Genomic DNA, 14,024 nt, shown 5'->3' with positions numbered 1-14,024 from the left:
CGCTCAGCGCTCGCCAGCGTACGGATCGGCGATGCCGAGCTCGGCCAGGATGTCACGCTCCAGCTGTTCCATCGCCTCGGCTTCCTTGTCGTCTTCGTGGTCCCAGCCGAGCAGGTGCAGCACGCCGTGCACGGTCAGGTGCGCGTAGTGCGCGTTGAGTGCCTTGCCCTGTTCGTCGGCCTCGCGGGCCACCACCGGTGCGCAGATCACCAGGTCACCGAGCAGTGGAAATTTCACGCCCTTGGGCAGGCCTTCGGGCACTTCGGCCGGGAAGCTGAGCACGTTGGTGGCGTAGTCCTTGCCACGGTAATGGCGGTTCAGCGACTGCCCCTCCTTGGCATCGACCACGCGGATGGCCAGGTCGGCCTCGCGGATGCGGCCCTTCAGCGCAGCGGCCACCCACTTGCGGAAGCTGACGGCCGCCGGCAGGCCGGCACGCGGCAGGGCGTAACTGACGGCGACGTCCAGTCGCACGGGACCACGGGTCATGGAGTTGCTCCAGGTTGGATCTGATGCAGGTCGCGGCGGTCGTAGGCACTGACGATACGCGCCACCAGCGGGTGGCGCACCACGTCGCGGGATTCGAAGAAGGTGAAGCTCACGCCCTCGACCTCGCGCAGCACATCGATGGCATCGCGAAGGCCGGACTTCACATGCTTGGGCAGATCGGTCTGGGTCAGGTCACCGGTGACCACTGCGGTCGAGCCATAGCCCAGGCGGGTCAGGAACATCTTCATCTGCTCGATGGTGGTGTTCTGTGCTTCGTCCAGGATCACGAATGCATCGTTGAGCGTGCGGCCGCGCATGTAGGCCAGCGGTGCGATCTCGATGACGTTGCGCTCGAGCAGCTTCACCACCTTTTCCACACCCATCATCTCGTACAGGGCGTCGTACAGCGGTCGCAGGTAGGGGTCGACCTTCTGGCTCAGGTCGCCGGGCAGGAAGCCCAGCTTCTCGCCGGCTTCCACTGCCGGGCGCACCAGGATCAGCCGCTGCACCCGCGACTCGTTCAGCGCCTCGACCGCGCTGGCTACGGCCAGGAAGGTCTTGCCGGTGCCGGCCGGGCCGATACCGAAGTTGATGTCGTGGCTGGCGATCTGGTGCAGGTAGCGGCTCTGGTTGGCGCCACGTCCGCGCACCGTGCCGCGCTTGACCTTGATTGCCACGTCCTGTGCTTCGTAGGAGCGCTCGGCGATCTGCTCGACATTGGCCTGCGCCAGGCGCAGATGGATGGCGTGGTTGTCGAAGGTGGTCTCACCGGCTTCGGCGTACAGCGCCTCGACCAGCTTCTGCGCCTCGACGATGGCCTCGTTCGGCCCGCTGATGCGGAACACGAAGCCACGGTTGGCGATCTCCACGCCGAGCTTCAGCTCGATCTGGCGCAGGTGGCCATCGAAGGGGCCGCACAGGTTGGCCAATCGCTCGTTGTCTTCCGGCGACAGGGTGAAGTCTCGATGATCGATGCTTTTCATTGCTTTGGGTGGGGCGGAAGCCTTCCACCGCAGTGTATTCAGGGAGGACAAGGGTAGCGCGCGCACGGGGCGCACGGCCAGCAGGAGGGCGATACAGCGTTTTCCACACCCGGTGTGGACGGGAGCTGAGGAAACCTGTGGATAGACCTCTGCAGTGCTTGTGCCACAAGCCTCATGAGAAGGTGGTGAAAAAATCGTCACGGCCGCAAGGGCTCCCGCATCGAAAGGACAAACGCGTCGCAAGGAGGCTACTTCGCAGCGCACTCCGGGATTCATCGTGATGGCAGCGCATGTTCCACTGCCAGGCGAGCAACGGCAGCGTGCCGTGCCGGTTTTCCACACCCGCTGTGGAATGATGCTGAATCAACCTGTGGATAGGTGGCTCAGACCCTTGTCGCAAGGGCTTCGCCACGCCGTGGTGAAAAAACCGTCAGGGCTGATCGGGATCATTGTGGGTGCACGGAGCACATGGCACCGTAGCGCCGTCGCAGTAGGGGCTGGCATGGATATGGGCAACGGCATGCGTCGAATTGGGCTGGTAGGCATCGGTCTGCTGGCAGGGTGTGGGCAGGCACCGCCCATCGCACTGGGCACGCTGGAATGGGACCGGATCACGGTGCCGGCGCCGGCAGCCGAAGTAATCGCCACGGTGGACGTGCACGAAGGCCAGCAGGTCAAGGCCGGCGCGGTGCTGATGCAGCTCGACCCGGCCCGCGGCGACGCGCAGTTCGCTGCCGCTCAGGCCGACACGGCCCGAGCGCAGGCGCAACTGGAAGAACTGAAGATCGGACCGCGCCAGGAGCAGATCGCGCAGGCAAAGGCACAGCTGACCGCATTGCGCGCACAGGCCGCCGAGGCCAGTGCCTACTACCGCCGGGTGCAGCCGTTGGCGCAGCAGCGCCTGATCGCCGCCGCCGAACTGGACCGCGCACGCGCCGCCGCCGGCAATGCCGAGGCCAGCGTGCATGCTGCCGAGCAGGCCTGGCTGGAGCTGGTGCACGGCAGTCGCTTGCAGGACATCGCCCAGGGCCAGGCCACCGCCGAAGCCGCACAGGCACAACAGGTCGTGCAGGGGGTCAATCTGCAGAAGCTGCAGCTGCGCGCGCCACGCGATGGCGTGGTCGATGCCTTGCCGTATCGGCAGGGTGACCAGGCCCCCATCGGCGCACCGCTGGCGGTGATGCTGGTCGGCGAGCGTCCCTACGCGCGTGTCTACCTGCCGCAGCCGCTGCGCCTGCAGGTCACCGTGGGGCAGGCCGCACAGGTGCAGTTGGAAGGGGGCGGCACCGTGCTGAAGGGGCGCGTGCGTTCGATCCGCAGCGAGCCCTCGTTCACGCCGTACTACGCACTGACCGGCGACGACGTCGCGCGCTTGAGCTATCTGGCCGAGATCGAAGTGGACGAGGCTGCGGACATGCAGAAGCTCCCGGCCGGGTTGCCGGTGCAGGTGCGCTTCTGAACACCAGTGAGGACATCGCGGTCCGCGCACGAGGGCTGACGCGTCGCTTCGGCGAACTTCTGGCCGTGGACAACGTCGACCTGACCGTGCCGCGCGGCCAGGTCTACGGCTTCCTGGGCCCGAACGGGTCCGGCAAGTCGACCACCATCCGCATGCTGTGCGGCCTGCTGGAACCCAGCGCAGGGCAGATCGAGGTGCTGGGACTGGCAGTGCCCGAGCAGGCAGAGGCGCTGCGCCGGCGCATCGGCTACATGACCCAGCGCTTCTCGCTGTACGAAGACCTGTCGGTGCGCGAGAACCTGGAATTCCTCGCCGCCATCCAGGACCTGCCGCGCGCGCAGGCCCGACAGCGGATCGAAGCGCTGCTGCAGCAGTACCGCCTGCAGGACCGGCAGCCGCAGTTGGCCGGCACCCTCAGCGGTGGGCAGAAGCAGCGCCTGGCGCTGGCCGGTGCGGTGATACATGGGCCGGAACTGCTGTTCCTGGACGAGCCGACCAGTGCGGTCGATCCGGAATCGCGCCGCGATTTCTGGGAGGCCCTGTTCGAGCTGGCCGACGCCGGTACCACCGTGCTGGTTTCAACCCATTACATGGACGAGGCCGAGCGCTGCCACCGGCTGGCGATTCTCGATCGTGGCGCACTGGTGGCCGACGGCACGCCGGACGAGCTGTGTGCACAGCTGCAAGGCCGCACGTTGCAGGTCACGTCGGTGCAACCGCGTCAGGCCAGCCGCGCGCTGGCCGCATTGCCTGGCGTGCTGAGCGTGGCGCAGATCGGCACTCAGCTTCGCGTGCTGTGCAGTGAGGAGATGGCAGATGTTGCTGAGCTGCGCCATGCACTGGCCGGTGCCGATCCGCAGGCCAGCATTGAGCCGGTGGCGCCGAACCTGGAAGACGTCTTCGTGGCCGCCACCCGCGGCCGCGGCCGGGAGCCGGCGGCATGAACCTGCGCCGGCTGTGGGCGATCATGCTCAAGGAACTGCGGCAGCTGCGCCGCGACCGCATCACGCTGGCGATGATCGTCGGCATTCCGGTAATGCAGCTGCTGCTGTTCGGCTACGCGATCAATCTCAACCTGCGCCATCTCAACGCCGGTGTCGCCGACCAGGCCAACAGTGCGGCGTCGCGTGCGCTGGTGCAGGACATGGTGGCCACTGGTGTGATCACGCCGCGCAGCGACACCTACACGCCTGATGAGCTGATGCAGGCGTTGCGCCGTGGCGAGATCAGTGTCGGCATCGTGGTGCCGGCCGACTTCGAGCGGCGCCGTTTCGATGGACGCGAGGCGGTACAGGTGCTGGTCGATGGCAGCGACACGGTTGTACAGAGCGCGGCGATCCAGCTGGCGCAGGTGCCGCTGGAGACACGACCGACCAGCAACACGCGGCCACTACGCGAAGGCAGCATCGCCGGTGGTCCGATCAGTGTGACCAGTTTCTACAACCCGCAGCGGCGTTCGGCAGTGAACATCGTGCCGGGCCTGATCGGGGTGATCCTGACCATGACCCTGGTGATGTTCACTGCCGTGGCGGTGGTGCGCGAACGCGAGCGCGGCAACATGGAACTGCTGATCGCCACGCCGGTGTCACGCAGCGAACTGATGGTCGGCAAGGTGCTGCCCTATGCGGCCATCGGCCTGCTGCAGACTACGCTGGTGCTGCTGCTTGGCACATGGCTGTTCCAGGTGCCGATCCGCGGTAGCCTGTTGGACATCTACCTGGCGGCGGTGCTGCTGGTGCTGGCCAACCTGGCGTTGGGCCTGCTGATTTCCACGCGCGCACGCTCGCAGTTCCAGGCCATGCAGATGACTCTGTTCCTGTTCCTGCCGTCGATCCTGCTGTCGGGCTTCATGTTCCCGTTCGCGGGCATGCCGCGGCCGGTGCAGTGGCTGGCCGAGGTGCTTCCGCTGACCCATTTCCTGCGACTGGTGCGCGGCATCATGCTGCGCGGGGCCTCGCTGTGGGAGCTGTGGCACGACGCGCTGGCGCTGCTGGCCTTCATCGTGGTGATGATGACGCTGGCGATCCTGCGCTTCCGCAAGCGGCTGGATTGACGTGGCCGGGGTCGGATCCCCACAGGGGCTCTGACCCCAATGATCGGTGCAACGGGTCGGAGCCCCTGCGGGGATCCGACCCTGCCGGTCAGCCCGCGACCACGCGCGCGCGCAGCGAATTGGTCAGCGCTTCGGTGATCACCACGTCCACGAACTGGCCGATCAGCCGCGCCGGTGCCGGGAAGTTCACCGAACGCATGTTCTCGGTCTTGCCGGTCAGCTCGTTCGGGTTCTTGCGCGAAGGACCTTCCACCAGCACGGTCTGCACGGTGCCGACCATCTTCTCGGAGATGCCGGCGGCATGCGCATTGATGCGTTCCTGCAGACGCGACAGGCGTGCGTGCTTCTCGGCGTCGCTGATCGTGTCCTCCAGGTCCGCAGCCGGGGTGCCCGGGCGACGCGAATAGATGAAGGAGAAGCTGTGGTCGAAGCCGATGTCTTCGATCAGCTTCATGGTCTTCTCGAAGTCGGCATCGGTCTCGCCGGGGAAGCCGACGATGAAGTCCGAGCTGATCGAGATGTCCGGGCGCACCGCGCGCAGTTTGCGGATCTTCGACTTGAATTCCAGTGCGGTGTAACCACGCTTCATCGCCGACAGCACGCGGTCGCTGCCGGCCTGCACCGGCAGGTGCAGGAAGTTGGCCAGCTGCGGCACGTCGCGGAATGCATCGATCAGCGAATCGCTGAATTCCAGCGGGTGCGAGGTGGTGAAGCGGATGCGACCGACACCGTCGATCTCGGCGATGGTGCGGATCAGCAGGCCGAGGTCGGCAAATTCGCCGTCGCCATACGGGCCGCGGTAGGCATTGACGTTCTGGCCGAGCAGGTTGATCTCGCGCACGCCCTGCGCGGCCAGCTGCGCCACTTCCACCACCACGTCCTCGAACGGGCGGCTGACCTCGGTGCCGCGGGTGTAAGGCACCACGCAGAACGAGCAGTACTTGGAACAGCCTTCCATGATCGAGACGAAGGCAGAGGCACCGTCGGCGCGCGGCTCGGGCAGGCGGTCGAACTTCTCGATCTCGGGGAAGCTGATGTCCACCTGCGGACGCTTCTGCTCGCGCCGTGCGCGGATCAGTTCCGGCAGGCGGTGCAGGGTCTGCGGGCCGAACACCAGGTCGACGAACGGCGCGCGCTTGATGATCGCTTCGCCTTCCTGCGAGGCGACGCAGCCGCCCACGCCGATGATGACTTCACGGCCCTTGTTCTTCAGGCCCTTCCACACGCCCAGCTGGCTGAATACCTTTTCCTGCGCCTTCTCACGGATGGAGCAGGTGTTGACCAGGATGACGTCGGCGTCGTCCGGGCTGTCGGTCAGTTCCAGGCCATCGCTGGCGGCAAGCACGTCGGCCATCTTGGCCGAGTCGTACTCGTTCATCTGGCAACCGTGGGTCTTGATGTACAGCTTGCCCTTGACCTGGTCAGGCTTGCGCGGACCAGCGGGCAGGGCAACGAGCGGGGTACCGCCCGGCGCGGCGGGCGGAAAGACGTCTGGCGTCCCGGTCATGGCGCTTAATCCATTCGGGTGGCGGGAAAGCGGGCAATTCTACCCGCATCCTGCGCCCCCCGCCGCGCCTGTGTAGAGCCGAGCCCACGCTCGGCTGCTCCTCCATCACCTACGTGGCAGCCAGGCATGGCCTGGCTCTGCTGAAACCCAAGCCGAGCGTGGGCTCGGCTCTACAAGGGGGCTCTGCTTAAGCCGCTGCCAGCTCCGCATCGATCTGACGCGAGCGGTCAAAGGCGGTCATCGCGCTCATTCGCGCGATGTAGTCAGCCGTGGCCGGCGCCGGCTGCACCAGGCCGAAGGCGGTGGTCCAGGCCAGTGCATTGCCCCACAGCACGTCGGCGGCGCTCATCGTCTCGCCGAGCAGATACGGGCCTTGCGCCAGCTGGGCTTCGATCACCTGCAGCACGGTCTCCGCGTCGTTGTAGGGCGACATCAGTCGCGGCGGCGGCTCGCGATGCATCGCCTTGTCGATCATCGCCGGCTCGAAGCAGGCGCCATAGAAGGCCATCCAGCGCAGGTAGGGGCCGCGCAGGGCGTCGCCGATCGGCGGGGCCAGCCCGGCTTCCGGGTACAGGTCGGCCAGGTACAGGTAGATCGCCACCTGTTCGGTCACCAGGGCGCCGTTGTGGACGATGGCCGGCACCTTGCCCATCGGGTTGATGGCCAGGTAGGCCGGGGCCAGGTTGGCGCCGGCCTTCAGGTCCAGCACCTGCATGCGGTAGTCGGCACCCAGCGCTTCCAGCAGGGCCACGGCGCCGCTCGAGCGTGAACGGGCGGCGTGGTACAGGGTGATCTGGCGTGACGTCATGGCATTGCTCCTTGCGGTGGGTGGTGAACTGGAGGCCATCCTGAGGCACTATTGCGGACGACTTCTGTCCTCGATCCTTCATGCGCCACACCGCCCATCGACTGCTGCGCCTGATCGCCCTGCTGCAGGCCCGTCGCCAGTGGTCCGGCGCCGAACTGGCCGAGCGCATGGGCGTGGACCGGCGCAGCATCCGCCGCGACATCGAGCGCCTGCGCGAGCTGGGTTACCCGGTGCAGGCCTCGGCCGGCGTCGGCGGCGGCTACCAGCTGGGGTCCGGCGCGCCAGTGTTGCCGATGCTGCTGGATGAGGAGGAGGCGACCACCCTGGCCATCGCGCTGCGTGCGGCATCGGCCACCGTCGCCGGAATCGACGACACCGCGCGTGGGCTGCTGTCCAAGCTCGACCCGCTGGTGCCGGCCCGCCGTCGCCAGCAGGCGGGCGAGGTGCATGCAGCGACGGCCACCTTGTCAGATCTTCCGTCCACCGATGCACGGCTGCTGGGACGGCTGGCCCTGCATTGCCGGCAGGCGGCGCGGCTGGCCTTCGAGTACCGCAGCGCGCAGGACGCGGTGACCCAGCGCGAGGTCGAGGCCCAGCATCTGGTCAATTACGGTCGGCGCTGGTACCTGCTGGCCTGGGATCTGGGGCGCCAGGACTGGCGCACCCTGCGCGTGGACCGGATGGGCGCGGTACGCGAATGCTCCGAGCCGGGCATGCACCGACGTACCCCGGCACCGCCGGATGTGATGGTGCGGCAGGCAGTCAGCCAGGCCCCGTTCGCGCTGCAGGCGATCCTGCGCCTGGCCGGCAGCCGCGCCGAGCTGGAAGGGCGCATTCCGCCGTGGTGCGGGGTGCTGGAGGCCGATGGCGCCCACCATTGCCTGCTGCGCATGGGCGCCGAGAGCCGCGGCATGATGCTGGCGCAGATCCTCAGCCTGGACCGCGTGCCGGTGGCGCTGTGGACCACGCCACCAGGCCTGCGCGACGAGCTGGCGCAGCGCTTGGACGGGCTGGGCCAGGTGCTGGCTGTGGCGCCGGTCACAGCCTGAGCCGCATCGCTTGGCAAGCTCAGGCGAAGCTGGGACACTCGCCGCCATGAAGGGGATACTGGGGACAACGGCGATCATCATCGCTGCGCTGACCGCTGCGCCGGCCAGCGCCGGCAGCCTGTACAAGTGCCAGGGCGCCGATGGCGTCACCAGTTATGTCAGCAAGCGTGTGGCCGGGGCCCGCTGCAGCACCATCAGCTACAGCCGCGATAGCCGCCCGGCACCGCGCCCGGTGGTTTCCGCGCCGAAACCGTCTCCGGCCACCGTGGCCAGCATCGAGCGCAATCCGGTCGCTGTGGCGGCCGGTGTGGCGGCGCCGGCCGTGGTCGGGCCAGCACCAACGCCAACACCTGCAGCTGTTCCGGCGCCCCAGGCCACCCCGCGTGGCGGCCGCATGGTCAGCGGCCAGGTCTATTCCTTCATGAAGGACGGCGTGCGCCACTACACCAGCGCCCGGCCGACCCAGGTGGCCAATCTCGGCCCGGTACGCACCATCCGCTACAGCTTCATGGAGCGCTGCTACGCCTGCGGGGTCAATCCGCGCGTGGACTTCGGCACGGTGCGCTTGAACACCACGGCATTCCAGAGCGAGATCACCTCGGCCGCACGCGAGTTCGGCGTCGACGAGGCGGTGGTGCGCGCGATCATCCATGCCGAGTCGGCCTACAACCCGACCGCGCTCAGCCGCGCCGGCGCCCAGGGCCTGATGCAGCTGATGCCCCCCACCGCCGCCCGCTTCGGGGTTGGTGATTCCTACGATGCCGGACAGAACATCCGCGGCGGCGTGCAGTATCTTGCGTGGTTGCTGAAGCGCTTCAACGGCGATCTGACCCTGGCTGCCGCCGGCTACAACGCCGGCGAAGGCGCGGTCGACCGCCACGGTGGCGTGCCGCCATACAGCGAAACCCAGTATTACGTGCGCCGGGTCGGCCAGCTGGCCGAGCGTTACCGCACCGCCCTGAGTCACCAGTAGGTGCCGCTAACTGGTGGGTGCCGACCGTTGGTCGGCACTCATTTGAAAGGTAGTGCCGGCCGCTGGCCGGCAACCCCGCAATCAATGTTGTTGCAATGCGTTGTGTGGCGCGCGACGGTTCCGCTACACTCGGCCATGATTCAATGCGGCTCTGGCCCCCACCGGAACCGTTGGCAGCCTTAAAGCTACCTAATCAATATCGGAGTGCCGGATGGCAAACGATGGGGTACACGATCCAGTCAACACCGGACGTCGGCGTTTTCTTTCTGCCACCACAGCCGTGGTGGGCGCCGTCGGCGTCGGATTCACCGCAGTCCCTTTCATCAAATCCTGGAATCCCAGTGCGCGGGCCAAGCTTGCCGGTGCACCTGTGGTGGCCGACATCAGCGCGCTGCAGGAAGGCCAACGCCTGATCGTGGAGTGGCGTGGCCAGCCGATCTGGATCGTCAAGCGGTCCAAGGCCATCCTCGATGCGCTGCATGGGCTGGATGGCCGTCTCAAGGACCCGGAGTCCGGCGAGAAGGACCAGCAGCCGGACTACGTGCTGAAGCAGAATCCCGAGCTGCGTTCGATCAAGCCGGACATTTCCGTGCTGGTCGGCCTGTGCACGCACCTGGGCTGCTCGCCGGAGATGGTCGCCGAGATCCGGCCTGAACCCTACGACCCGCAGTGGAAGGGCGGCTACTTCTGCCCCTGCCACAAGTCGCGCTTCGACATGTCCGGCCGCGTCTTCAAGGACGTGCCGGCGCCGATCAACCTGAAGGTGCCCGCGCACCATTACCAGGACGACAACACCATCATCATCGGTGTCGATCCGCAGGGGGCTGCCTGATGGCCAATATCCTCAGCCGTACCGCCAGCGGCGTGGCCGACTGGGTCAACGCCCGCGCACCGGGCCTGATGCCGGTCTACCGCAAGCACGTCAGCGAGTACTACGCGCCGAAGAACTTCAACATCTGGTACTACTTCGGTTCGCTGGCGCTGCTGGTGCTGGTCAACCAGATCGTCACCGGCATCTTCCTGACGATGCACTACAAGACCAACGCCGCCGAGGCGTTCGGTTCCATCGAATACATCATGCGGGACGTGGAGTGGGGCTGGCTGATCCGCTACATGCACTCCACCGGGGCCTCGCTGTTCTTCATCGTGGTCTACCTGCACATGTTCCGCGGCCTGCTGTACGGCAGTTACCAGAAGCCGCGCGAGCTGGTGTGGATCCTCGGCATGCTGATCTATCTGGTGCTGATGGCCGAAGCCTTCATGGGCTATGTGCTGCCATGGGGCCAGATGTCGTTCTGGGGCGCCAAGGTGATCATCTCGCTGTTCGGCGCCATACCGGTGATCGGCAACGGCCTGACCGAATGGATCATGGGCGACTACCTGCCCAGTGACGCCACGCTCAACCGCTTCTTCGCACTGCACGTCATCGCACTACCGCTGGTGCTGCTGTTGCTGGTGGTGCTGCATCTGGGCGCGCTGCATGAAGTGGGGTCGAACAACCCGGACGGGGTGGAGATCAAGAAGGGGCCGAAGGGCAACCGCTGGTCGCCGAATGCACCGGCCGACGGCATCCCGTTCCACCCGTACTACACGCTCAAGGATGGCGTCGGCGCCGGCTTCCTGCTGATCATCGCCGCCTTCATCATCTTCTTCGCACCTGCATTCGGCGGCTTGTTCCTGGAGCACGACAACTTCACCGAGGCCAACCGCCTGGTGACCCCGGAGCACATCAAGCCGGTCTGGTACTACACCCCGTACTACGCGATGCTGCGGGTGGTGCCCAACAAGCTGGGTGGTGTGCTGGTGATGTTCTCGGCCATCGCCATCCTGTTCCTGGTGCCCTGGCTGGACCGCGCGCGGGTGAAGTCCTACCGCTATCGCGGCGTGCTCTCGAAGGTGCTGCTGGGCGTGTTCGCGGTGTGCTTCGTCTGGCTCGGCGTGATCGGCTCCGGCCCGGGCACTGACGCGCACGAGACCTACATCGGGCGAGTGCTGACCTTCCTGTACTTCGCTTTCTTCATCACCATGCCGCTATGGACACGGTTGGACAGGACCAAGCCGGTACCGGAGAGGGTGACCACCCATGACTGAGCGCTGGATGGTCCGGCTGGCCCTGGCGGCCACCCTGATGCTGGGAAGTTTCCTGGCCTCCGCCGCCGAAGGCGGCACCAAACTGCTGCAGGCCGGCAACGACCTCGGTGACCGCGCATCGCTGCAGCGCGGCGCGCAGCTGTACATGAACTACTGCTCCGGCTGCCATGCACTGAAGTACCTGCGCTATTCGCGGATGGCGCAGGACCTGGGCTTGACCGAGGAAGAGGTGATGAACAACCTCAACTTCACCGGCTCGGCGATCGGTGACCCGATCCCGGTGGCGATGCCCAAGGAGAACGCTGAAAAGTGGTTCGGCAAGATGCCGCCGGACCTCAGCCTGATCTCGCGCGTGCGTGGCAGCGACTGGGTCTACACCTACCTCAAGTCGTTCTATCTGGACAGCAGCCGGCCACTGGGCTGGAACAACGCGCTGTTCGCCAACGCCTCCATGCCCAACCCGCTGTGGGAGATGCAGGGCCTGCAGCACGCCGTGCATGGAAAGCCGGAAGCGCCGGGCATGGACCCGCCGGTGACCGCCCTGCGCATCGACAGTCCGGGCTCGGTCGATGCCGGCCAGTACGACCAGGCAGTTCGTGACATCACCAACTTCCTCGAATATGCCGGTGAACCGGCCGCACTCAAGCGCCAGCAACTGGGCGTGTGGGTGATCCTGTTCCTGGCCCTGTTGACCTTCCTGCTGTACCTGCTGAAGAAGGAATACTGGAAGGACGTTCACTGATTCTGCCGCCGGCCATCGCACGGGCCTATTGGCTTTTGTGATGGTCGGTTGCACACTCGGGGAGGAGTCGATCGCCGGCACGGTGCCGGCGGCGCCGATGCGGCAGGCGGTCTCCTGTCGTGGGAGAGCCTTTGATGGCGGCGAGCGTACGCATGCGCAATACACTGACGCTGTTTTCCTCGAACGACGATGTACTGTGCCACCGTGTACGTCTGGTCCTGGCGGCCAAGGGTGTGAGCTTCGACTTCGTTCCGGTCGATCCACAGAACCCGCCCGAAGACCTGATCGACCTAAATCCGTACCATTCGGTGCCTACCCTGGTCGAGCGCGAGCTGGTGCTGTACGCGGCATCGGTGGTCAGCGAATACCTCGATGAGCGCTATCCGCATCCGCCGCTGATGCCGGTCGATCCGCTGTCGCGTGCCCGCATCCGGTTGGCCATGCTGCGAATCGAGCACGATTGGGTGCCGCAGGTGCAGGCCATCCAGCTGGGCAACAAGACGCAGGCCGAAGCGGGGCGCAAGCGCCTGAAAGAATTGCTGACGGCTTCGCTGCCACTGTTCAAGGCCAGCAAATTCTTCCTCAATCCGGAAATGAGCCTGGCCGACTGCGCGATGGCCCCGATCATCTGGCGCCTGCAGTCGCTGGATGTGCCGCTGCCGAAGGACGGCAAGGCGATCGAGGACTACGGCAACCGCATCTTCCGTCACCCTGGTTTCATCCGCAGCCTGACCGAACAGGAAAAGAAACTGCGCGATCTGCCGGTCTGATCCGGTGCGCGATTACCCGTCTGCACGCCGACCGGCGTGCAGGCGATCTGCCCAGGCAGGGCGCCGGGCGCGTACACTTCACGCATGACCGAAGACTTCTTCCACATGACCAGCCACCGCCCGTACCTGCTGCGGGCGCTGGTGGAATGGATCAACGACAACCAGCTGACCCCGCACATCCTGGTCGACGCCGGCGTCCCCGGCGTGCAGGTCCCGCCTTCGGCGGTCAAGGATGGCCGGGTGGTGCTCAACATCGCCGAGCGCGCCGTCGTGCGGCTGATGATCGACAACGAGATGGTGAGCTTCTCGGCGCGCTTCTCTGGCACCAGCTATCCGGTGCAGGTGCCGATCAGCGCCGTGCTGGCCGTCTACGCCCGCGAGACCGGGCAGGGCATGGCGTTGCCGGATGACATTCCCGGCGCCGAAACCGCGCCGACCAGCGACGAACTGCTGCACGACGAAGACACGCCACCGGACGATACGCCGCCGGCCAGTCCGCCGCCGAAGGGGCGCCCGAACCTGCGCGTGGTCAAGTAACCTCTCCGACGCCGCCCCTCAAGGGCGGCGTTTTTCGTTTGATGGCGTAGCGCCGGTGCCGTCAGGTTGTGGGGGCGAGATGGGGTGGGTGCCGATCGTTGGTCGGCACACCGATGCCGCTGTGCTCGCCGGGCATGGCCCGGCGCTACCGCCTAGATGTCTTCGGCATCATCCACGTCCGCGCGGATCTGGCTGATTCGCGCCGCGCCCGGGCCAGTGAACGAAATCAGCTGATCGCCGCGCAGCACCATGCGCCCCACATGGCGGTCGATGCCATCGTAGGAATACTCGAACTTGAAGGTGCGCTCGAAACCGAGCCGGCCGTCCTCGCCGCGCGACAGGCGCAGGCCGGTAGCGTGCACCGCCTGGTCCAGCCATTGCACATCGGCGGCACGGCAGGCGTTGCGGCCCAGTTCGACCGCGCGCTCGGCAGCCGAACGCGCGGCGTTCCAGAAGAAGTAGATGATTCCGCCGGCAATCAGCAACAGCAGCAGGGTGGGCATGGCGTCAGCCGTCAGGTGTCGATCCTGCAAAGATGGCGGCGAACGCGCGCTGGATCAAGC

General features: G+C 66.4%; 15 protein-coding genes. 10 read left to right on the top strand and 5 right to left on the bottom strand.

The genetic code is table 11. From position 1 onward, the window contains the following. Positions 1–3: 3 nt before the first annotated feature. The gene (ybeY, locus tag DI041_RS12920) at positions 4–489 is read right to left on the bottom strand and encodes an rRNA maturation RNase YbeY (protein ID WP_019659039.1); all 486 of its coding nucleotides are present in this window, start codon (positions 487–489) and stop codon (positions 4–6) included. Further along, the gene (locus DI041_RS12915) at positions 486–1,472 is read right to left on the bottom strand and encodes a PhoH family protein (protein WP_032969420.1); all 987 of its coding nucleotides are present in this window, start codon (positions 1,470–1,472) and stop codon (positions 486–488) included. The genes ybeY and DI041_RS12915 overlap by 4 nt, the downstream gene beginning before the upstream one ends. A gap of 502 nt (positions 1,473–1,974) precedes the next feature. Between DI041_RS12915 and DI041_RS12910 the strand changes: the two genes are divergently transcribed. The 3 genes from DI041_RS12910 (at position 1,975) to DI041_RS12900 (ending at position 4,984) form a co-directional block, all read left to right on the top strand. Then, positions 1,975–2,931: an HlyD family secretion protein gene (locus DI041_RS12910; protein WP_046983331.1), complete on the top strand. Its 957-nt coding sequence runs from the start codon at positions 1,975–1,977 to the stop codon at positions 2,929–2,931. Between the two features lie 65 nt (positions 2,932–2,996). Then, on the top strand, positions 2,997–3,875 hold the full coding sequence (locus DI041_RS12905) for an ABC transporter ATP-binding protein (protein WP_046983330.1): 879 nt from the start codon (positions 2,997–2,999) through the stop codon (positions 3,873–3,875). Continuing rightward, the gene (locus tag DI041_RS12900) at positions 3,872–4,984 is read left to right on the top strand and encodes an ABC transporter permease (protein WP_046983329.1); all 1,113 of its coding nucleotides are present in this window, start codon (positions 3,872–3,874) and stop codon (positions 4,982–4,984) included. The genes DI041_RS12905 and DI041_RS12900 overlap by 4 nt, the downstream gene beginning before the upstream one ends. 88 nt (positions 4,985–5,072) lie before the next feature. Here DI041_RS12900 and miaB read toward each other — a convergent pair whose 3' ends face one another. Both miaB and DI041_RS12890 read right to left on the bottom strand, forming a co-directional pair. Further along, positions 5,073–6,491, bottom strand: a complete 1,419-nt coding sequence (gene miaB / locus DI041_RS12895; protein WP_136638778.1) for a tRNA (N6-isopentenyl adenosine(37)-C2)-methylthiotransferase MiaB — start codon at positions 6,489–6,491, stop codon at positions 5,073–5,075. Between the two features lie 187 nt (positions 6,492–6,678). Next, complete coding sequence (locus tag DI041_RS12890) at positions 6,679–7,299, bottom strand: glutathione S-transferase family protein (protein WP_012510589.1); 621 nt, start codon at positions 7,297–7,299, stop codon at positions 6,679–6,681. A gap of 80 nt (positions 7,300–7,379) precedes the next feature. Between DI041_RS12890 and DI041_RS12885 the strand changes: the two genes are divergently transcribed. From DI041_RS12885 to DI041_RS12855, 7 genes are all read left to right on the top strand, one after another. Beyond that, positions 7,380–8,348 (top strand): helix-turn-helix transcriptional regulator, encoded by a 969-nt coding sequence (locus tag DI041_RS12885; RefSeq protein WP_136638777.1) that lies wholly within the window; start codon positions 7,380–7,382, stop codon positions 8,346–8,348. A 46-nt stretch (positions 8,349–8,394) separates the two neighbouring features. Next, positions 8,395–9,321: a lytic transglycosylase domain-containing protein gene (locus DI041_RS12880; protein WP_136638776.1), complete on the top strand. Its 927-nt coding sequence runs from the start codon at positions 8,395–8,397 to the stop codon at positions 9,319–9,321. A gap of 211 nt (positions 9,322–9,532) precedes the next feature. Next, positions 9,533–10,153, top strand: coding sequence for a ubiquinol-cytochrome c reductase iron-sulfur subunit (gene petA / locus DI041_RS12875; protein WP_004151998.1), 621 nt, complete (start codon positions 9,533–9,535; stop codon positions 10,151–10,153). Beyond that, positions 10,153–11,412, top strand: a complete 1,260-nt coding sequence (locus tag DI041_RS12870; protein WP_046983325.1) for a cytochrome b — start codon at positions 10,153–10,155, stop codon at positions 11,410–11,412. The genes petA and DI041_RS12870 overlap by 1 nt, the downstream gene beginning before the upstream one ends. Beyond that, positions 11,405–12,154, top strand: a complete 750-nt coding sequence (locus DI041_RS12865) for a cytochrome c1 (RefSeq protein WP_046983324.1) — start codon at positions 11,405–11,407, stop codon at positions 12,152–12,154. Before DI041_RS12870 ends, DI041_RS12865 begins: the two co-directional genes overlap by 8 nt. A 134-nt stretch (positions 12,155–12,288) precedes the next feature. Continuing rightward, on the top strand, positions 12,289–12,924 hold the full coding sequence (locus DI041_RS12860; protein ID WP_046983323.1) for a glutathione S-transferase N-terminal domain-containing protein: 636 nt from the start codon (positions 12,289–12,291) through the stop codon (positions 12,922–12,924). Between the two features lie 84 nt (positions 12,925–13,008). Continuing rightward, the gene (locus DI041_RS12855) at positions 13,009–13,461 is read left to right on the top strand and encodes a ClpXP protease specificity-enhancing factor (RefSeq protein ID WP_046983322.1); all 453 of its coding nucleotides are present in this window, start codon (positions 13,009–13,011) and stop codon (positions 13,459–13,461) included. Between the two features lie 152 nt (positions 13,462–13,613). Here the strand turns inward: DI041_RS12855 and DI041_RS12850 are convergent, their stop codons facing one another. Beyond that, on the bottom strand, positions 13,614–13,964 hold the full coding sequence (locus DI041_RS12850) for a DUF3301 domain-containing protein (RefSeq protein ID WP_012510594.1): 351 nt from the start codon (positions 13,962–13,964) through the stop codon (positions 13,614–13,616). Positions 13,965–14,024: the final 60 nt, after the last annotated feature.

The sequence above is a fragment of the Stenotrophomonas maltophilia genome (assembly GCF_004920835.1).
In the GTDB taxonomy this organism is placed as follows: Bacteria; Pseudomonadota; Gammaproteobacteria; order Xanthomonadales; family Xanthomonadaceae; genus Stenotrophomonas; species Stenotrophomonas maltophilia_AQ.
This window is presented reverse-complemented; position numbering and strand designations above follow the sequence as displayed.

Coding starts and splice junctions, on each gene's coding strand:
- miaB (WP_136638778.1), bottom strand. CDS start 6,491: ATGACCGGGACGCCAGACGTCTTTCCGCCCGCCGCGCCGGGCGGTACC.
- DI041_RS12910 (WP_046983331.1), top strand. CDS start 1,975: ATGGATATGGGCAACGGCATGCGTCGAATTGGGCTGGTAGGCATCGGT.
- DI041_RS12890 (WP_012510589.1), bottom strand. CDS start 7,299: ATGACGTCACGCCAGATCACCCTGTACCACGCCGCCCGTTCACGCTCG.
- ybeY (WP_019659039.1), bottom strand. CDS start 489: ATGACCCGTGGTCCCGTGCGACTGGACGTCGCCGTCAGTTACGCCCTG.
- DI041_RS12860 (WP_046983323.1), top strand. CDS start 12,289: ATGGCGGCGAGCGTACGCATGCGCAATACACTGACGCTGTTTTCCTCG.
- DI041_RS12850 (WP_012510594.1), bottom strand. CDS start 13,964: ATGCCCACCCTGCTGCTGTTGCTGATTGCCGGCGGAATCATCTACTTC.
- petA (WP_004151998.1), top strand. CDS start 9,533: ATGGCAAACGATGGGGTACACGATCCAGTCAACACCGGACGTCGGCGT.
- DI041_RS12885 (WP_136638777.1), top strand. CDS start 7,380: ATGCGCCACACCGCCCATCGACTGCTGCGCCTGATCGCCCTGCTGCAG.
- DI041_RS12915 (WP_032969420.1), bottom strand. CDS start 1,472: ATGAAAAGCATCGATCATCGAGACTTCACCCTGTCGCCGGAAGACAAC.
- DI041_RS12870 (WP_046983325.1), top strand. CDS start 10,153: ATGGCCAATATCCTCAGCCGTACCGCCAGCGGCGTGGCCGACTGGGTC.
- DI041_RS12900 (WP_046983329.1), top strand. CDS start 3,872: ATGAACCTGCGCCGGCTGTGGGCGATCATGCTCAAGGAACTGCGGCAG.
- DI041_RS12865 (WP_046983324.1), top strand. CDS start 11,405: ATGACTGAGCGCTGGATGGTCCGGCTGGCCCTGGCGGCCACCCTGATG.
- DI041_RS12880 (WP_136638776.1), top strand. CDS start 8,395: ATGAAGGGGATACTGGGGACAACGGCGATCATCATCGCTGCGCTGACC.
- DI041_RS12855 (WP_046983322.1), top strand. CDS start 13,009: ATGACCGAAGACTTCTTCCACATGACCAGCCACCGCCCGTACCTGCTG.